The sequence below is a fragment of the uncultured Agrococcus sp. genome (assembly GCF_945915485.1).
In the GTDB taxonomy this organism is placed as follows: domain Bacteria; phylum Actinomycetota; class Actinomycetes; order Actinomycetales; family Microbacteriaceae; genus Agrococcus.
On sequence record NZ_CAMEFJ010000053.1, the window covers coordinates 1 to 17,871 of the forward strand.

Annotated in this window: 18 protein-coding genes; 14 read left to right on the top strand and 4 right to left on the bottom strand. The window is 64.8% G+C overall.

Annotated elements, in window-relative coordinates:
* Positions 1-19: 19 nt before the first annotated feature.
* Positions 20-2,383, top strand: coding sequence for an excinuclease ABC subunit UvrA (locus Q0O95_RS09315; RefSeq protein WP_293697664.1), 2,364 nt, complete (start codon positions 20-22; stop codon positions 2,381-2,383).
* Between the two features lie 36 nt (positions 2,384-2,419).
* On the opposite strand, the gene Q0O95_RS09320 is transcribed toward Q0O95_RS09315, so the two are convergent.
* Positions 2,420-3,085, bottom strand: a complete 666-nt coding sequence (locus Q0O95_RS09320; protein WP_293697665.1) for a TetR/AcrR family transcriptional regulator — start codon at positions 3,083-3,085, stop codon at positions 2,420-2,422.
* Positions 3,086-3,197: 112 nt separating this feature from the next.
* Between Q0O95_RS09320 and Q0O95_RS09325 the strand changes: the two genes are divergently transcribed.
* Together Q0O95_RS09325 and Q0O95_RS09330 are read left to right on the top strand one after the other, a co-directional pair.
* Complete coding sequence (locus Q0O95_RS09325) at positions 3,198-4,733, top strand: MFS transporter (RefSeq protein WP_293697667.1); 1,536 nt, start codon at positions 3,198-3,200, stop codon at positions 4,731-4,733.
* Between the two features lie 15 nt (positions 4,734-4,748).
* Positions 4,749-5,672, top strand: a complete 924-nt coding sequence (locus Q0O95_RS09330; RefSeq protein ID WP_293697669.1) for an NADP-dependent oxidoreductase — start codon at positions 4,749-4,751, stop codon at positions 5,670-5,672.
* A 48-nt stretch (positions 5,673-5,720) separates the two neighbouring features.
* Here the strand turns inward: Q0O95_RS09330 and Q0O95_RS09335 are convergent, their stop codons facing one another.
* Positions 5,721-6,422 (bottom strand): TetR/AcrR family transcriptional regulator, encoded by a 702-nt coding sequence (locus Q0O95_RS09335; RefSeq protein WP_293697671.1) that lies wholly within the window; start codon positions 6,420-6,422, stop codon positions 5,721-5,723.
* 87 nt (positions 6,423-6,509) lie between these two features.
* Between Q0O95_RS09335 and Q0O95_RS09340 the strand changes: the two genes are divergently transcribed.
* From Q0O95_RS09340 to Q0O95_RS09350, 3 genes are read left to right on the top strand one after another with little or no spacing between them, the layout of a single operon-like run.
* Entirely contained in the window at positions 6,510-6,839 is a 330-nt protein-coding gene (locus Q0O95_RS09340) for a nuclear transport factor 2 family protein (protein WP_293697673.1), read from the top strand.
* Positions 6,840-6,844: 5 nt separating this feature from the next.
* Positions 6,845-8,119 (top strand): glutaminase A, encoded by a 1,275-nt coding sequence (gene glsA / locus Q0O95_RS09345; protein ID WP_293697675.1) that lies wholly within the window; start codon positions 6,845-6,847, stop codon positions 8,117-8,119.
* Between the two features lie 26 nt (positions 8,120-8,145).
* On the top strand, positions 8,146-9,726 hold the full coding sequence (locus tag Q0O95_RS09350) for an NAD(P)/FAD-dependent oxidoreductase (protein WP_293697677.1): 1,581 nt from the start codon (positions 8,146-8,148) through the stop codon (positions 9,724-9,726).
* Here Q0O95_RS09350 and Q0O95_RS09355 read toward each other — a convergent pair.
* Together Q0O95_RS09355 and Q0O95_RS09360 are read right to left on the bottom strand one after the other, a co-directional pair.
* Positions 9,723-10,424: a response regulator transcription factor gene (locus tag Q0O95_RS09355; protein ID WP_293697679.1), complete on the bottom strand. Its 702-nt coding sequence runs from the start codon at positions 10,422-10,424 to the stop codon at positions 9,723-9,725. The genes Q0O95_RS09350 and Q0O95_RS09355 overlap by 4 nt on opposite strands.
* A 35-nt stretch (positions 10,425-10,459) precedes the next feature.
* A complete protein-coding gene (locus tag Q0O95_RS09360) occupies positions 10,460-11,749 on the bottom strand; it encodes a histidine kinase (protein ID WP_293697681.1) in 1,290 nt (429 codons plus the stop codon).
* Between the two features lie 116 nt (positions 11,750-11,865).
* Between Q0O95_RS09360 and Q0O95_RS09365 the strand changes: the two genes are divergently transcribed.
* The 8 genes from Q0O95_RS09365 to Q0O95_RS09400 all read left to right on the top strand — a co-directional run bounded on the left by Q0O95_RS09365 (position 11,866) and on the right by Q0O95_RS09400 (position 17,839).
* Entirely contained in the window at positions 11,866-12,741 is an 876-nt protein-coding gene (locus tag Q0O95_RS09365; protein ID WP_293697683.1) for a GAP family protein, read from the top strand.
* Between the two features lie 74 nt (positions 12,742-12,815).
* Positions 12,816-13,421 carry a TetR/AcrR family transcriptional regulator gene (locus tag Q0O95_RS09370; protein WP_293697685.1) on the top strand — a complete coding sequence of 202 codons (606 nt, stop codon included), beginning with the start codon at positions 12,816-12,818 and terminating at the stop codon, positions 13,419-13,421.
* The gene (locus tag Q0O95_RS09375) at positions 13,414-14,109 is read left to right on the top strand and encodes a hypothetical protein (protein WP_293697687.1); all 696 of its coding nucleotides are present in this window, start codon (positions 13,414-13,416) and stop codon (positions 14,107-14,109) included. The genes Q0O95_RS09370 and Q0O95_RS09375 overlap by 8 nt, the downstream gene beginning before the upstream one ends.
* Positions 14,110-14,155: 46 nt before the next feature.
* A complete protein-coding gene (locus Q0O95_RS09380) occupies positions 14,156-14,773 on the top strand; it encodes a DUF4166 domain-containing protein (protein ID WP_293697689.1) in 618 nt (205 codons plus the stop codon).
* Positions 14,770-15,738 carry a DUF1731 domain-containing protein gene (locus tag Q0O95_RS09385; protein WP_293697691.1) on the top strand — a complete coding sequence of 323 codons (969 nt, stop codon included), beginning with the start codon at positions 14,770-14,772 and terminating at the stop codon, positions 15,736-15,738. Before Q0O95_RS09380 ends, Q0O95_RS09385 begins: the two co-directional genes overlap by 4 nt.
* A gap of 120 nt (positions 15,739-15,858) precedes the next feature.
* Positions 15,859-16,452: an N-acetyltransferase gene (locus Q0O95_RS09390; RefSeq protein WP_293697693.1), complete on the top strand. Its 594-nt coding sequence runs from the start codon at positions 15,859-15,861 to the stop codon at positions 16,450-16,452.
* Positions 16,453-16,500: 48 nt separating this feature from the next.
* Positions 16,501-16,836, top strand: coding sequence for a metalloregulator ArsR/SmtB family transcription factor (locus Q0O95_RS09395; RefSeq protein ID WP_293697695.1), 336 nt, complete (start codon positions 16,501-16,503; stop codon positions 16,834-16,836).
* On the top strand, positions 16,826-17,839 hold the full coding sequence (locus Q0O95_RS09400; RefSeq protein ID WP_366516473.1) for an SRPBCC family protein: 1,014 nt from the start codon (positions 16,826-16,828) through the stop codon (positions 17,837-17,839). Before Q0O95_RS09395 ends, Q0O95_RS09400 begins: the two co-directional genes overlap by 11 nt.
* Positions 17,840-17,871 lie beyond the last annotated feature (32 nt).

A 17,871-nucleotide genomic window follows, 5' to 3' on the forward strand; every position in this document is an offset into this window, starting at 1 on the left:
CACCGAAAGGGGAAGACCTATGAACGACACCGATTCGGGAGCCGCGCACACGGCGGACACGCATCACAGCATCCGCGTGGAAGGTGCTCGCGAGAACAATCTGCAGGATGTCAGCGTCGAGCTTCCCAAGCGACGCCTGACGGTCTTCACGGGCGTCTCGGGTTCTGGGAAGAGCTCGCTCGTGTTCGGCACCATCGCTGCTGAATCGCGGCGATTGATCGATGAAACCTACTCCACCTTCGTGCAGGGGTTCATGCCCAACCTGCCGCGGCCGGATGTCGATGTGCTGGAGGGGCTCACGACCGCCATCATGGTCGACCAGGAGCGGATGGGCGCGAACGCTCGATCGACGCTGGGCACCGTGACCGACGCCAACGCGATGCTGCGGGGTCTCTTCAGCAGAATCGGCGAGCCCCACATCGGCGGCCCGACCGCGTTCTCCTTCAACATCCCCACGAGCAAGGCCAGCGGCGTCATGACCGATGCCAAGGGCGAGAAGACCATCGTGAAGGATGCCGTGTACCTCGGCGGCATGTGCGCCGACTGCGAGGGCAGGGGCACGGTCTCGGATCTCGATCTGGCGCAGATCATCGACGAATCGAAATCCCTCGAGGAGGGGGCGATCCTCGTGCCCGGGTACAAGGCGGACGGCTGGATGGTCGCCCCTTTCAAAGTCGTCGTGCCGTCTGATGTGCCGATCGGGCAGTTGACGGAAGAGCAGCGGCAGGAGCTGCTCCACGCCGAGCAGCGCAAGGTCAAAGTCGAGAACATCAACGTGACCTATGAGGGTTTGATCCCGAAGATCCGCAAATCGATGTTCAGCAAGGACCCCGACTCGCTCCAGTCGCACCTCAAAGCGTTCGTCGAGCGTGTGGCAGTTTTTGCTCCCTGCCCGGCCTGCGCCGGCACTCGTCTCAACGAGTCGGCTCGCTCCGTGAAGATCGGCGGCATCAGCATCGCCGACGTCTGCGCAATGCAGGTGACGGACGCTGCCGCATGGGTACGCACGATCGATAACCCCGGAGTCGCACCGCTCGTTGCCGGACTGCTGCACCTGTTCGACTCGTTCGTCGAGATCGGGCTCGGCTATCTCTCGCTCGATCGCCCCTCCGGTACGCTCTCGGGCGGCGAGGCGCAGCGCACGAAGATGATCCGTCACCTCGGCTCCGCGCTCACGGACGTCACCTACGTGTTCGACGAGCCGACTGTCGGGCTGCATCCGCACGATATCGAGCGGATGAACAAGCTGCTGCTCGAGCTGCGCGACAAGGGTAATACGGTGCTTGTCGTCGAGCACAAGCCCGAAACGATCGCCATCGCCGACCACGTCGTCGATCTCGGCCCGCGAGCCGGAACCGAGGGCGGCGCCATCTGCTTCGAGGGTGACGTGGCCGGCCTGCAGGCGAGCGACACCCTGACGGGTCACCACCTGGATCACCGGGCCGAGCTGAAGAGCAAAGTTCGCTCGGCGAAGGGGTCGCTGGAGATTCGCGGTGCGAACACCCACAACCTGCAGAGCGTCGACGTGGACATCCCGCTCGGTGTGCTCACGGTCGTGACCGGAGTCGCCGGTTCGGGGAAGAGCTCGCTCATTCACGGCAGCCTTGCCGGGGGCGAAGGCGTCGTCACAGTGGACCAAGGAGCGATCAAGGGATCTCGTCGCAGCAACCCGGCGACGTACACGGGGTTGCTCGAGCCCATCCGCAAGGCGTTTGCGAAGGCGAACGGCGTCAAGCCGGCCCTGTTCAGTGCGAATTCGGAAGGAGCATGCCCGACCTGCAACGGCAACGGTCAGATCTTCACGGAGCTGGGCTTCATGGAGACCGTCGCAACGCCGTGCGAAGACTGCGGGGGCAAGCGTTTCCAGGCGGCGGTGCTCGAGTATCGCTTCGGCGGGCTCAACATCGCAGAGGTGCTGGACCTCTCGGTCGAGGAGGCGCTGGCCTTCTTCTCGGATGGCGAGGCGAAGACACCGGCGGTCGCGAAGATCCTCGAACGCCTGAAGGATGTCGGGCTCGGGTACGTCAGGCTCGGCCAGCCGTTGAACACCCTTTCGGGAGGAGAGCGGCAGCGCATCAAGCTCGCCATGCACATGAAGGACGCCGGCGGTACGTACATTCTCGACGAGCCCACGACCGGCTTGCACCTGGCGGACGTCGACAACCTGCTGGCGCTGCTCGACCGGCTGGTCGACGCGGGCAAGTCGGTCATCGTCATCGAGCACCATCAGGCGGTTATGGCGCACGCCGACTGGATCATCGATCTTGGTCCCGGCGCGGGCCAGGACGGCGGTCGTGTGGTGTTCGAGGGAACACCTGCAGAGCTGATTGCAGATCGATCGACACTGACGGGTCAGCACTTGGCAGACTACGTCGGCGGCTAAGTCGGGGATCCCGCGGATTCCGCAGCCGGTGCGTGATCAATTCCCGCTGCGCGCACCGGTTTCGATGCCGTCGAGAATGACGTCGAGGCCGGCTGCGAACCAGTCGCGATCGCCTTCGGGAATGGGCTGGGCGATGAGCAGCGCGAGTTTCGGATACGCGTCCAGACCCGTATCCGTCAACCGACGTTGCCAACTTCGACCGGGATCGTCACCGGCTTCGTCATACCGCTCTCCGAGCATGACGCGAGCACTGCCCTGGATGTAGTTGTTGATCGTCATGACGGCGCGCGCGGCTGCGTGGGGCTCCAGCTCCAGCTCGTCCAGCGCGGTCAGCGCCCATTCCATCGCAGCGAGCGAGGCGGTGCCGAACGGAGGCGAAACGGATGCCGTCGCGGTGAGCATCCACGGATGGTCGAGGAACGCTCGCCAGTCCTGACGAGCGAGCGCATGCATCGCGTCCCGCCACCCCATGTCCGTTAGCTCGGGATAGGGGTGGGCGACGGTCACACGCTCGACCATGGCTGCCAGGAGTTCGTCTTTGTCGGCAACGTGCCGATACAACGACATCGGGCCGGTCTGGAGTCTGTCGGCGACTCGCTTCATCGTCATCCGGCCGAGGCCGGTGTCGTCGGCGACGGCGATGGCGGCGTCGACGATGCGATCTCGAGTCAACGGACCCGATTTGCCGACTCTCGGGCTCATACGGCACCTCCTCACGGAAGTCTATCGTGTTGCGTATTACATACGCTACGATCGTTGCGTACGTTATACGCGACAGTCTGGGAGATGACTCATGCCCCTCTCGAATCCACACTTGCCCACCGCACGATCCCGCTGGCTCGGATTGGCGGCTCTGACCCTGCCGGTGATCCTGACCTCGATGGACATCACGATCCTGCACATCGCGATCCCGACCATTACGCACGAACTGGCGCCGACCGCCGGCCAGACGCTCTGGATCCTTGACTCTTACGGATTTCTGCTCGCCGGACTCCTCATCGTGATGGGCAACATCGGCGATCGCATCGGCAGGCGCAAACTACTGATGATCGGTGCGACAGTCTTCGGCGCGGCATCCGCGCTGGCCGCCTTCTCGCCAACGCCCGAGCTGCTGATCGCTGCACGTGCGCTCATGGGTGTCGGCGGTGCGACGCTGATGCCTTCGACGCTGTCGCTGATCCGCAACATGTTCGAAGATCCCGTCGAGCGCACGAAAGCCATCGGCGTATGGACGGCGAGTCTTTCGGGAGGGATCGCGCTCGGTCCGATCGTCGGCGGGCTGCTGCTGGAAGTCTTCTGGTGGGGGTCGGTCTTCCTCATCAACGTTCCGATCATCGCGATACTGCTGATGGCGACGCCACGACTCGTTCCCGAATACCGCAGCACAGCATCCAGGAGGCTCGACTTCATCAGCGTTGTACTCTCGTTCGCGGCCATCCTGCCGATCGTCTGGGCGATCAAATCCGCAGCGGAAGAGCTGTCCATGACCCCGGCATCCTGGCTGGCGCTCGTTGCCGGCGCGGTTGCCGGCGCGGTATTCCTGCTGCGGCAAAGGAAGCTCACTCTGCCGCTCGTCGACCTGAATCTCTTCGCGAACCCCCGTTTCTCCGGAGCGATTCTCGGTGCCGGCCTGGCAATGTTCTCCCTGGTCGGCGTAATGCTTTACAAGGCGCAGTATCTGCAGCTGGTCGCCGGGCTCTCTCCGCTTGCCGCTGCCCTGGCGATGCTGCCCATCATGGTCGCAGTGGGCGCGATGGCAGTGCTGTCGTCAGCGCTCGTGCAGCGGTTCGGCTATGCCGTCGTCTTCGGTGCCGGGGCGGTGGTCGCAGCCGGCGGGATGTTCGCCTTCAGTCGCGTTTCGGAAGACGGAGGATTGCCGCTCGCCATTACGGCCGCGGCGTTCATCGGCGCTGGGATAGCGCCGATGATGACGCTTGCCGCCGACGTTGTGGTCGGTTCGGCCCCGACGCACCGATCCGGTGCGGCATCGGCGCTCTCCGAGACCTCGAGTGAACTCGGTGCGGCGCTGGGCATTGCTGTGCTCGGATCGATCGGTACAGCGATGTACCGTCGTCGCGTGACGGAGCTATTGCCACAGGATGTCCCCGGCGAGGCGGCAGATGTGATCGCATCGAGCCTCGGCGCGGCCACAAGCGTTGCGGAGCAGTTGCCGCGTGAAACCGCGGAACACCTTGGCGGCATCGCGAGAGAAGCTTTCGTGCATGGGCTCGGCACGGCCACGGTCGTCGGAGCCTGCGTCCTCGCGCTCGCTGCGATCGCTTGTCCCGTCTTGATACACATGGGTCGACCGTCCGGAGAGCTGCAGTCAGAGAACACGGCACCGAGCTGATGTGCTGCACGCACCATGAGCAGAGCAGCGATTCATGAACGGTTCGGCGGCCCCGAGGTTTTGGAGATCCGGCACGTCGCGGATCCGCACGCCGACAAGGGGGAGGTGCGGGTAAGGGTCGCAGCCGCCGGTTTGAACCCCGTCGACTGGAAGATCGCGGCCGCTCCAGAACTCGCGGAGATGTTCGACGTTTCGCTCCCCAGTGGTTTCGGCAACGACTTCGCCGGTGTCGTCGATGAAGTCGGCGAGGGCGTTTCGGAGTTCACCGTTGGCGATCGCGTGTACGGCGGCGCCCGCGGGCGTGCGGTGGCCGACTACGTCATCGTCGATCCGGAGTCCGAGACTCTGCTGCGCACCCCCGATGGCGTCGATGATGTGACCGCGAGCACGCTGGTGATAGCGGGAAGCACCGCGGATGCGGTAATCAGCACGACAGCGGTCGAATCGGGAGACACGGTGCTGATAGGAGGCGCAGCGGGTGGTGTCGGCATCTTCGCGGGGCAGCTCGCGAGGCACGCCGGTGCTCGCGTCATCGGAACGGGGTCGGCGTCCACGGCCGAATTCCTCAGTGGCCTCGGTGTCGAGCCCGTGACGTACGGAGACGGTCTCGTCGAGCGCGTCCGGGATCTGGCGCCCGATGGGGTCACGGCGGCGGTCGATCTGCACGGATCCGACACTGCGAGCGCGGCGGTGAGCCTCGGTGTTCCCGTCGAACGCATCGTGACGATCGCATCGCAGAACCCGCCGGCGGGCGTTCGAGCCGTCGGCGGCGGACACGCCTCTCCGGGTGCGCTCGAGCGCGTAACCGACTTGATCGCCGCCGGCGATTTGCGGGTGCCGATCGCCGCGACGTTCCCGCTCGAACGCATCCACGAGGCGGTGGAACTGCTGCGCAAGGGGCACGTGCACGGGAAGATCGTGATCACGCTCGCCGACTAGGCGTCCCTGTTCGTTCGCGAACGACGGTCACGCGGCGAGCCGCAAAGGTTACTCTTCGCTGTTGCCGCCGTCGCTCACTTCGGCCTGCAGCTGCTGCGCCCACTTGGTGAACAACTGCGTCTCGGTCTTGCCGAGCACGTCGACATTCGCCGCGGCAGCCTCGATCAGTCCCTGGCCGGACGGCGCGCCCGAGGAGGAACCCGTGATTGCCGCGATGACCCCTTCGCGCACGGCGACGGAAAGCGCGCGGTCTTCTTCGCCGGTGACGAGTTGCCGCAGGGTGACGCCGATGTTCGCCACCAGGATGTGCGCCGCGGCCTGTTCGGGCGACGTGTTCAGACGCTGCTCGTCGAAGGCGCGTCGCGTGATGGATCGCAGGATGTCGCTCGGTCTAGCCTGTGCTGCCGGGGAGTGGCCGGGCCGGACTTTGCCGTACATAAGCGTGTAGAAGCCAGGGTTCGCGAGTCCGAACGCGACGTGCGCATCCCACCCTTCGCGGATGTCCTGGATCGGATCGCCGGAGGATTCCGCGGTCGCCTTGGCCTCGAGGTACATGTCGAAACCGCGCTCGATGACTGCTTCGATGAGCCCCTGCTTGCTGCCGAAGAAGTGATACAGCGTCGGCATCTTCACGCCCGCGGCGTCGCACACAGCGCGTAGGGAGAACTCCTCCCCGGGAGCGGAGGCGATCATCTCTGCCGCCGCGTTCAAAAGCCGCGTTCGTGTATCGCTATGCGCAGTCGCTGTCACACTGCTACAGTAGCCGCTATATCGCTGATATATGAACATCTAGCAGTGAAACATCGAAGATGTGTTTCATCGAATCAAGGAGTAGTCGTGACCGACATCAGCATCCCGCAGCCCATCGTTTCCTTCATCGAGACTGTCAATCGCCACGATGAGGAGGGTTTCCTGAACGCCTTCACTCCAAGCGGTGAAGTCGACGATTGGGGCCGGGTCTTCCTCGGCCGAGACGCCATCAAGGGATGGAGCGACAAGGAGTTCATAGGAGCGAAGGGCACCATGACTCCGGAGCGGGTCTTCGAGGAGAACGGCGAGGTCGTCGTCATCGCCGACTGGCGCAGCAATCACGCCAACGGGCTCAGCCGCTTCGCGTTCCGCAGCGAAGGGGACCTGCTGACGAAGATGACCATACGAGAGGGCTGAGCACCGTGCGGTCACCGATCCTCGACTATCTCGACAGTGTCCTGGAGCAGACGGGCGACTTTCAGGCGGGCGCAGTCGCCGACTACATTCCGGAGCTCGCCGCGGCCGATCCGGATCGTGTTGCCGTCGCCCTGTGTACCGTGAACGGCACGGTCTATGCGAGCGGCGACGTCGATCACGCATTCAGCATCCAGTCGATGTCGAAGCCGTTCGCCTACGCGCTGGCCGTCGAGGATCTCGGTTTACAGGAGGTGCTTTCGAACATCGGTGTCGAACCGAGCGGGGAGGCGTTCAACGAACTCTCGCTCGACCCCGAGAGCGGCAAACCGCGAAATCCCATGATCAACGCGGGGGCCATCGCCACCCACGCACTGCTGAAAAGCGATCAAGTTACCGCAACAGAGCGCATGATCGATCTGTTCTCCAGGCTGACCGAGCGGCCGATCGACATCGACGGGGCCGTCGCGACCTCCGAGATGGAAACCGGCGCGCGCAACATGGGCCTTGCGTATCTGCTGCATTCGTCAGGTGCGATGGCGACGGATCCGAGAGTCGCCGTCGAAGGATACATCCGACAGTGCGCCGCGTCGGTTACCGTTCGTGATCTCGCACTCATGGCGGCGACGCTCGCGAATGCGGGTGTGCAGCCGAACTCGGGCGAACGAATCTTCTGCCGGGAGACCACGAAGCACGTGCTGAGCGTTATGGCATCCTGCGGCATGTATGACGCCGCCGGCGACTGGCTGTCTGCTGTCGGCATCCCGGCGAAGAGCGGAGTCGCGGGCGGGATCATCGGCATCCTGCCGGGGCAGGTCGGCGTTGCGGTCTTCTCTCCCCGTCTCGACGCGCACGGCAACAGCGCGCGGGGCGTGGAAATGATGCACCGGTTGTCCGACGACCTCGGCCTGCACCTCATGGACGCGGGGCGACCAGCCAGGTCGTCGCTGCGCGAGACCAGGGTTGCCGACGTTGAAGGCGAACCTGCCACGATCTACGCGCTGCAGGGCGACATGGTGCTCAGCTCGATCGAGTCGCTCACGCGCGAGATCATCGAGAACCCGCCGAGGACCGAGCTCGTGTTCTTCGACATGAGCCGTGTCGACGAGGTGCTGCCGGTAGCGCGCCGAACGGCCTCGGCGATGGCGACGAAGCTGCTCGACGAGGGATACTGCATCGTGCTGGTCGACCCGGAGAACACCGTCACGGACTTCCAAGACAGTCAGGGCCGCAATGTGCAGTGGTGGAGCCCGGAACGACTGGAGCAGGGCATCGACGCCTAGTATGGCGGCGCACTAGGGTTGGTCGTGTGTCCGATGCAGTACATAGCGCCAACGTCGATATTCCCCGTGTTGATGCGGTTATCGTCGGCGGGGGTCATAACGGTCTCGCTGCTGCTGCCTACCTAGCCCGCGAGGGTCTGTCGGTGCTCGTGCTCGAGCGGCAGGAGCACCTCGGTGGCGCGACGGTCTCGGCGCTCGCGTTCCCGGGAGTCGATGCGAAGCTTTCGCGCTACTCCTATCTTGTGAGCCTCCTGCCTCAGCAGATCATCGACGACCTGGGGCTCGATATCGAGCTCGTACGACGGCGGTACGCTTCCTACACGCCGCTTCCCGGCAGCGATACCGGGCTCCTCGTGGATCACGGTGATGCAGCGACCAGCGCAGCATCCTTCGCTGCCGTCGGAGGCGAGCCAGACGCCGCCGCCTGGAGCGAGTTCTACGAAAGAACCGCGCGGCTCGCCGGGGCAATCTGGCCAACCATGACCGAGCCGCTTCCCCGCAGGAGCGAAATCCGTGAGGCTGTCGCGGATGAGGAAACCGTTCGCGACTTCCTGGAACGCCCACTCGGCGAAGTGCTCGAGCGCACATTCGAGAATGATCTTGTGCGTGGCGTCGCGTTGACGGACGCGCTCATCAGCACCTACGCAGACGCCCACGACAGCGACCTGCAGCAGAACATCTGCTTCCTGTATCACGTGATCGGTGGCGCAACGGGCGACTGGGATGTTCCTGTCGGAGGGATGGGTAGGGTCAGCGCCGAGTTCGCGAGGGTTGCCGGCGAAGCCGGCGCACGGACGCGCACGGGTGCCGAAGTGATCGATGTCAGAGACGGCGAGGTGACCTGGCGCGAAGATGGCAGGGAGCATCGTGTCCGTGCAGATCACGTCCTTTGGGCGGCAGCGCCGGCCGTACTGGACAGGATTCGCGGGCTCGATCCCGAGCCGGTCGAGGGAGCACAGGTCAAGGTAAACATGCTGCTCGATCGACTACCGGAGCTGCGAGACGGCGTGGACCCCGAGGCGGCGTTCGGTGGCACGTTTCATATCAACGAGAGCTACTCGCAGCTGCAGCATGCCTATCGTGAAGCACAGAACGGTCGGTTCCCGGAGCCGTTACCTGCCGAAATCTACTGTCACTCGCTGAGCGACCCGAGCATCCTCGGGCAGGCGCTGCAGGCGAGCGGCGCGCAGACGCTCACGGTCTTCGCGCTGCACGTGCCGCATCGCCTGATTGCGGGGACGGACGCCGAGCGAGGCGAACTGCAGCAGCGCGTGTTCGACTCGCTCTCCAGCGTGCTCGCGGAATCCATCGAGGACGTGATTCTGCGCGATGCGGACGGCAACCTGTGCGTCGAGACCAAGACGACCCTCGACCTGCAGGACACACTGGAGATGACAGCGGGCAGTATTTTCCACGGACCGCTCAGCTGGCCCTTCGCGGAAGACGACGAGCCGCTCGATTCACCGGCACGGCGATGGGGTGTGGAGAGCCGACACGAGGGAATCCTGCTGGCCGGGGCAGGGAGCCGTCGCGGGGGAGGCGTCAGCGCGCTCGGTGGTTACCATGCCGCGCGTGCTGTGCTGGAGAGCCGCAGAAACGAGCGTTAGGCGAGCCCGGTCTCGCGCGCGTAGATCGCCGCCTGCATGCGCGAACTCAGGTGCAGCTTCGCGAGCACGCTTGAAACGTGCGTCTTCACCGTCGCAAGACTGATGACGAGGTAGTCGGCGATCTGCTGATTCGACAGCCCTCGCCCCAGGGCCGCGAGCACGTCGAGCTCGCGCGGGGTCAGGAGTTGAGCGGGCTCGTCATCCCTTGGGCCCGATGGCTTGCCCTGCTCGTGCTCGTCGCTCGCGGGCTGCTGTTCGACAGAGTCGGGCCCAGACGCAAAAGCCTGCAGCAGTTTCCGTGTCACGGCCGGAGCGATAACGCCGTCGCCGGACGCAACGCTGCGAATCGCGTCGATGAGTTCGGCCGGCTCAACCGACTTCAAGAGGAACCCGGATGCGCCGGCACGCAAGGCACCGAAGACGACCTCGTCGAGATCGAAGGTCGTCAGCATCAGCACATCCGCTTCGTGGTCGCGCACGATCTCGGCAGTGGCGGCGATGCCGTCCGTGCCCGGCATGCGCGCATCCATGAGCACGACATCCGGCTGCAGCGCCCTCGTCTGCTGAATCGCGGTCGCACCGTCGGACGCTTCGCCGACCACCTCGATCCCCTCGGCAGTTTCGAGCAGGAGTCGCAGGCCCGCGCGAATGCTCGCATGATCGTCGGCCAGCAGGACGGTGATGGGTGCTGTGCTCATGCTGCTTCCAGTCTGTCGAAATTCCGTTGCCGGTACTAGCGGGTTTCCCTGAGCGGCAGGTCGGCTTCGACGACCCAGTCGTCGCCTCGGCTCTCGGCTTGAAACTTGCCGTCCATCAGCTCGACTCGTTCGCGCATTGCGACGAGCCCCGTTCCGGAGCCGAGACCGACTTCGTTGGCCGTGCTCGGTGTCGTCGACGTGATGCGCAATCGCAGTCGGTGCTGCCGCTTGTCGACGTCGACGACGGCTGCGCCCGCGCTGTATTTGAGCGCGTTCGTCAGCGACTCCTGCAGGACCCGTAACAGCACGTGGTGCAGCGCGGGTGAGAGTCCCTCCGGTGGCTGCCCGTTCTCCTCGACGTTCAGCCCGTGGCTTTTGGCACGATCGATGACATCGCGCCACGTGGTCGATTCGAGCAGCTGACTGTAGACGGCGACTTCACCGCCGGGATCCCGCTCGTCTCCCTCTGGTCTGGCATTCGTGTCAACGCTGTCGCCGCGCAGCAGCCGCACCATTTCGCCGAGTTGATCGAGCGCTTCTACGGATGTGCGTCGCACGTTCTCGAGCGCCCTGCGGTCGCGCTCGGAGTCCGGTTCCGCGTTGAGCACGGCACCTGACGTCAGTGCGATCGCCGATACCTGGGATGACACGACATCGTGCAGCTCGCGCGCCATATTGCGGCGCTCCGCCTCGATCGCCGCTCTTCGCTTGGCGGCCTGCGCACGCAGCACTGATGCGTGGCGTTCGGCTTCGAGCTGCTCACGCGTGTCGGACTCCTGCCAGATCGGATGCCCCATGCGAACCTCGGATGCCCACCACAGCGGCAACAGCAGCACCGCGAACAGCAGCAGCGAAATGCTGACGGCACCGTCGGCTCGAACGGACGGCAGGAAGATCAGCCCGATCGCGGCGATTGGGAAAACGGAGAGCACGAGCATCATCACGCGAACCGACCGACGTCCACTGCGCAGCGCGAAGCTGTACAGCAGGTCACTCAGACACAAGAGGATGCCCATGTTGAATCCGATGGACAGATCGAGAAACGTGATCACGAAGCCGAGCGTCAGAGCCAATCCCGGTCGTCGCGTGCGCAGGACCATAGGAATGATCATCAACGCGACCGTGACGGCGTGCCACCAGGTCTGCGGAACGAGCCCAATCGCCTCCCACCACGGCGCGTCGAGGTCGCCGACCCAGCCCATCGCAACGAACATGAACGCCAGTGCGAGGGTTATGAGGCGCTGAAGGTGCATGCGGAGGGGCAGCACGCCGTCCGGGCCGCGGCGTTCGCCGCCGGACTCCTCGCCGCGCGTGCTGAAAGTCATGTCGACATTCGATCACATCGGCGTGCGTGTTGCCTCCGACCAAAGTCGTAGAGCAGCTTCGGGGTTCCACCCTTCTGCCGATGCCGCCACTGCCGACTCCGAGCAGGATGGGCGTCATGCTTGAAACTCTTGCGCAAACCGCGCCCGCCCTCAGCGCATCCGGTGCCGGTGGGATCGACAGTCTCGTCGATACTCTGCTGCCCGCCGGAGCCGGCGGTATCGCCGCGGTGTTCGGCGTGCTGACGGTGCTCGCGCTGCTCGACTCAACGAGCTTCGGAACGCTGCTGATTCCCGTCTGGCTGCTCATGGCACCCGGCAGACTCAGGGTCGGGCGAATTCTCGTCTACCTTATGGTCGTCGGAGGAGCCTACGCGCTGATCGGGCTGGGCCTGCTCTCACTTCTGACCGTGTTCGGCGATGGATTGTTCGAGTGGCTTGCAGACGCCGGCAGCGCCCCCGTGTTCTCGGTGATCCAGGTTGCGATCGCAGCGGGCATGATCCTCTTGAGCCTGCGCATCGACCCGATGACGAAAGCCGGCAAGGAGCGCAAACGTCAACGCGAAGAGGCCAAGGCTGCCCAGGGGCGCGGAACCGCTGATCGGGTGCAGCGGTTTCGCGAGCGAGCGATAGGAGAGGGGTCACAGGGAGGCTGGATGCCGCTGCTGACACTCGCGCTGACGGCCGTTGTCTTGGAAATCGCCACGCTGCTGCCCTATCTGGCGGGTATCGGGCTCGTTGCGGCAGCGGATCCGGGCATCCCGATGGCTCCGGCGATGATCGTGTTCTACTGCCTCGTCATGCTTGCGCCCGCGCTCGCGCTGCTGATCGGTCGCCTCGTCGCCCGTAGAGCGCTCGAGCGACCCTTGCAACGCATAGAAGCGTTCATGAGTCGTCATGCGAACGGCACGATCGGCCTCGTGCTGTTTCTGCTCGGCATCTGGCTGGGGCTGAACGGGCTCGGAACGCTGGGCTTCGGCCCGATGGGCGAGTGAGGGCTGAACTCCTTGCCGAATGAACGCGCACCCGTTATTCTTTGATTGATCAATCAGATAATTAATGGAGCGCCATGGGGAGAAGAACAGATCCGGAACGCATCGCGCAGCAGCGCGAGCGCATCGCTGTTGCCGCCGCCGGCCTGTTCGCGCAGCAGGGCTTTGAAGGCACGAGCGTCGCGCTGGTGGCGAAAGCGGCGGAGATCAGCCCGGCAAGCGTCTTCTACTACTTCGGGGACAAGGCAGCGCTGTTCCGGGCGGTGTTCGAACAGGATCTGCCGACCGTCGAATCCCTGATGGCGGAGCACGAGGATGCTGCGGACGCTGTGGAGGGCATTCTGGCGATTCTGGATGCGCTCGTCCAAGACGCCGCGGAACCCGGTGCCGCGGGGATGGTCGTGGAGCTCGTGCGCAGGGTCCCACACGACTCGCAGCTCATGGAGATCGTGTCGCGTACCGGTGAAGTCGTGCGCGCCGGCCTCGCAGCGCTCATCGCGAAGGGCCAAGCAGCCGGCAGCATCGACCCCGACGTGGAGCCCGAATCGGCAGCGGCCTGGCTGCAGACCATTGTCGATGGGGCCTATCTCGGAGCGGAAGAAGGGCACGCACCGACAGCCGAGGTTCGGCGTACGGCACTCGGCTACCTGCGCGCACCGAGAGGAGGGGATGAGCGTGACTGACGAGCCCGTGACCGTACGGATACCCAGGCGATGGATAGTCGCCTTCCAGCTCGGCGGAGCTGTGGTCGGCTTCGGGGCCGCGTTCATCGTCGGGCCCCTGGTGGGATGGCTGCTCGGTTTCGTCGGGGATGCCCCCGGACTGCTTCGGCTGGCGGGCAGCTTGCCGCTGGTGTGGGCCATCCCCGTGCTCACGATCGCAGGACTGATCGTCGGGTTCTGGCTGGCGGCGCAGTGGCAGGAGGAGGTGGGGGTCGTGACGGTCGGCCCCGAGTCGGTCACCCTGTTCCGGAGCGGCACGGGCAGCTTGCTGCGGGCAGAGCGCATCTCCGGTGCATTCACGGACGGCAAGGACCTGATCATCGTGGACGCGGACGGGAACGAGTTGCTTCGCAGCAAGACCGACACGGTACTGGCAACTCGCCTGCAGTCCGCATTCGAACAGCACGACTATCGATGGCAGGGCACGGTGGATCCTCGCGACGAACAGTTCATTGCGTGGATCGACGGCGACGGTTCCCTGGATGCGGAGGCGCACGGCCTGTTGCGCGCGCGGCAGCGAGCGCTCGCGGACAAGCGAGCGGGCGCGGCCGAGGGTTTCCGAGACGAACTCGCCGCGACGGGCATCGTGGTGCGCGACCGCGACGGCGGTCAGCAGTATCGGCTCATCGGGTCGGATCGCACGGTGTGACCCCGCGGGGCCGCGGTAGACGATCGGGGCTGCATAGACTGGGGACATGCGGCAATCCTCGACGTCACCGTACGAGGAAGCGATCGGTCATCGAATGGAGCAACTGCATCCACGGCTGCGTGCGTACTTCTCGTCGATACCGGTCGGCAAGGTGGGCGTCGGCGAGGGTGTGTTCGAGCGATTCGGCACGCGTTACCGCTGGTTGACGCCACTGCTGGCGCCTCTGCGCAGTCGCGGCGTCATCGTTCCCGGATGGCATCGGAACGTTCCCTTTCGCGTTGAGAATCGTACGGTCTCGGGTACGGCGAGGGCCAGGCGGACACTGCGGTTCCCCTCTGGCCCTTGGGCCATGGTGGATGCCGTTCGCGCCACGCGACGGGGTCGTGTCGTCGATCAGCTCGGGAGCCCGAAAACCATCGCGGCAAGCTTCGACGTGGACATCGTGGACGGCGAACTGCGGCTGACCAGCCGAGCCGTCGGCGTCAAGCTCGGCCGAGCGAGACTGCGCTTGCCCCAGTGGGCCGCTCCGCGAGTTCGGCTCACGGAGCGCTACGACGATACGACGGAGAAGCAGCGCGTGCACCTGACGATCGATGTACCGGGGCTGGGGCGCGTGTACGAATACGAGGGCTCATTCACCTACCGGATCGAGGAGGAAACATGACCCAGCCTGCGAAAACGGGCCGAGTCGTCATCGGCGGATCGACGGGCTTCATGGGGCAGGATCTCGTCGATCGCTATCGTCGGCAGGGCCGCGAGGTCGTCACGATCTCCCGTTCGGGCGCCGACCTCCGCTGGGGAGACGCCGCTGGGGTCGCGAGAGCAGTTGACGGGGCCGCCCTCGTGATCGGACTTGCGGGCAAGAGCGTCAACTGCAGATACACCCCCGATAACCGGCGGATGATCTTCTCGTCCCGGCTGGAGACGACGGCCGCACTGTCCGACGCGATCGCCGCCGCCGAGCATCCGCCCGCACTCTGGATCAATTCGTCGACCGCCACGATCTACCGCCATGCGGAGGATCGCCCCATGACCGAGTCGGAAGGGGAGATCGGCACCGGTTTCTCGGTCGAGGTCGCAAAAGCGTGGGAGGCGGCACTCTTCTCGCGCGACCTGCCGAAGACGCGTCGAATCGCTTTACGCACCGCAATCGTGCTCGGCGACGGAGGCGTGCTCGGCACGCTGCGCCGACTCGCGCGAGTCGGGCTCGGAGGCGCCCAGCACGATGGCAGATGGCCCGTTTCGCGGGCGCGACGCGCTGCGGGGACGGCGCACTTTCCGGGTGCCGGTAAGGGGCGGCAGCGGTACAGCTGGGTGCATATCGAAGACGTTGCGGGCATCATCGATTTTCTCGAACAGCACGAGACGGCGGGGGTCGTGAACGCGGTGTCACCGAACCCCGTCGACAACAGGTCGTTCATGGCGACGGTGCGGCGAGTGCTCGGCGCGCGGGTCGGAGTGTCCATGCCGCGCTGGATGCTCGAACTCGGGGCGATCATGATCCGCACCGAGACCGAGTTGATTTTGAAGAGCAGGTGGGTGCTGCCGGAGCGGTTGACCGCCGCGGGGTACGAGTTCCGCTACCCGACGCTGGAGCCGGCGCTTCGCGAGTCGCTCGACCGCGGTTGACCTTCCCGAGACGGGTCGCGAGTGGTGGGGCCCCGGGTGGTCCGTTATTCTGTAGGGCTCGGCACGCGACAGCGGCTGCCGCAGTGATCGATCAACCGCCACGACGAAGAGAGATGCAGCATGCCATTCGACAAAATCGAGTTCGCCGTTCCGGAAAGGCTCGAAACCGAGAGCTTCGTTCTCCGCCCCATCCTCGCGAGCGATGACCGGCTCGACTACGACGCCGTCATGGAGAGCAAGGAGTTCTTGCGGCTCTGGGAGCAGACGACGTGGCCGGAAGACGACTTCACGGTCGAAGCCAACCGCGAGGATCTCGAGAAGCTCGAACGGCGCCATGCCGAGAACGGTGCGTTCACGTACACGGTGCTGACCAACGACGAGACCGAATGCCTCGGCTGCGTGTATATCATCGCGACGAACGCGCAGATGTTCGCGAACGCGACCGTCACCCCCCTCGCCGATCGCTCCTGGGAGGACTTCGAGGCAACCGTGTACTTCTGGGTCCGCGAGTCGCGGCTCGAGAGCGGTCTGGATCGTGCACTGCTGGAATCCCTGCGCCGCTGGTTCGAGACCGAGTGGGAGTTCGATGGCGTTCTGTTCGTCACGAGCGAGCTGTTCGCGCAGCAGGTCGAGATGATCAGGGCCGCCGGGCTCGAGCGGCGCTTCACGATCGCCGAAACCGGCAAACCCGGGCCCTACCTCGCCTTCGAGTAATCGACCGCCTCTTGACTGGGGCTGCTCACATCACTAATCTACAACCAAATGGTTGTAGATAGTGCTTTGACAGACGCGGAGGTCGACCGGATCTTCCGGGCCCTCGCCGACGCCACGAGGCGGGACATCCTGCGCCGCACTCTCGCGGGGGAAGCGAGTGTTTCGTCACTCGCGGCGATGTACGACATGTCGTTCGCAGCAGTGCAGAAGCATGTCGCCGTGCTCGAGGAGGCAGGGCTCATAACAAAGCACCAGCGCGGTCGCGAGCGGCTCGTCCGCGGCGACGCGGCAGCCATTGGCCGAGCACGATCGTTGCTCGACTCCTATGAACGGATCTGGCGAAGTCGTATCTCACGGCTCGACGATCTGCTCAGTGCGGGATGAATCAATCAACGAGGAGGGATTCCCCATGCCCATCACATCGGTAGAAAAAGACCTTGAAGCCCTGACGATGCAGATCGTCGCCGACTTCCCCGTTCCCGTTCGCAGACTTTGGGATGCCTATGCTGACCCGAGGCAGCTCGAGCGGTTCTGGGGCCCGCCGGGATGGCCCGCATCGTTCACGCGACACGACCTGGTACCGGGCGGCACGTCCGAGTACTTCATGACCGGCCCAGACGGTGAGCGTTCGGGAGGCTACTGGGAGTTCCTGGACGTCAACGAACCCAACTCGTTCGAAGTGAAAGACGGCTTTGCAGGGCCCGATGGCGAACCGAACGCCGATATGCCCGACATGCGGATGGTCTTCAACTTCCAAGAGACCGCCGACGGCTCCAGACTCGTCACCACCACCTATTTCAACTCGCTCGAAGAGCTGGAGTCGCTCGTCGAGATGGGCATGGAAGAGGGCACACGAGCAGCGATGGGGCAGATCGACGACGTGCTCGCCGACCTCGCATCCTTCGCCGCTGACCTCAAGACCCAGTCGCAGAACCTCACGGACACGCACGTGCGCGTCAGTCGCGTCATCCGCGGATCCCTGCAGCAGGTGTGGGAGGCCCATCACGACGTGGAGCTTCTGCAGCGCTGGCAGACGGGATGCGACGGCTGGGTCATGCCGGTGTGCGACCTCGCGGCAGAAGTCGGAGACAGCAACCGCTTCGAGTGGGAGCGCGAAGGAGGGGGAGACCGCTTCGGCTTCGTCGGCGAACTGCTCGAGCGTGAAGCGCCATACCGCGAAGTGACCACCGAGCGCATGATCGACACGGACGGGCCGACGACGTACAACGAATTGACGCTGACACCCGTGGAAGACGGAACACTGTTGTCGCTCGTCATCACCTATCCGGATGCGGGGCTGCGCGACCAGATCCTCGCCACCGGCATGATCGATGGCATGGAGGACAGCTACGCACGGCTCGAATCGGAGGTACTGGGCACCGCCTAGAAGCGAGGCGCCTGTTCAGAAGCGTTCTGAGC

Bases quoted from the DNA above. Each gene is read 5' to 3' on its own strand.
- Q0O95_RS09315 (WP_293697664.1), top strand. From the start codon at position 20: ATGAACGACACCGATTCGGGAGCCGCGCACACGGCGGACACGCATCAC.
- Q0O95_RS09320 (WP_293697665.1), bottom strand. From the start codon at position 3,085: ATGAGCCCGAGAGTCGGCAAATCGGGTCCGTTGACTCGAGATCGCATC.
- Q0O95_RS09330 (WP_293697669.1), top strand. From the start codon at position 4,749: ATGAGCAGAGCAGCGATTCATGAACGGTTCGGCGGCCCCGAGGTTTTG.
- Q0O95_RS09355 (WP_293697679.1), bottom strand. From the start codon at position 10,424: ATGAGCACAGCACCCATCACCGTCCTGCTGGCCGACGATCATGCGAGC.
- Q0O95_RS09360 (WP_293697681.1), bottom strand. From the start codon at position 11,749: ATGACTTTCAGCACGCGCGGCGAGGAGTCCGGCGGCGAACGCCGCGGC.
- Q0O95_RS09365 (WP_293697683.1), top strand. From the start codon at position 11,866: ATGCTTGAAACTCTTGCGCAAACCGCGCCCGCCCTCAGCGCATCCGGT.
- Q0O95_RS09370 (WP_293697685.1), top strand. From the start codon at position 12,816: ATGGGGAGAAGAACAGATCCGGAACGCATCGCGCAGCAGCGCGAGCGC.
- Q0O95_RS09380 (WP_293697689.1), top strand. From the start codon at position 14,156: ATGCGGCAATCCTCGACGTCACCGTACGAGGAAGCGATCGGTCATCGA.
- Q0O95_RS09385 (WP_293697691.1), top strand. From the start codon at position 14,770: ATGACCCAGCCTGCGAAAACGGGCCGAGTCGTCATCGGCGGATCGACG.
- Q0O95_RS09390 (WP_293697693.1), top strand. From the start codon at position 15,859: ATGCCATTCGACAAAATCGAGTTCGCCGTTCCGGAAAGGCTCGAAACC.
- Q0O95_RS09395 (WP_293697695.1), top strand. From the start codon at position 16,501: ATGGTTGTAGATAGTGCTTTGACAGACGCGGAGGTCGACCGGATCTTC.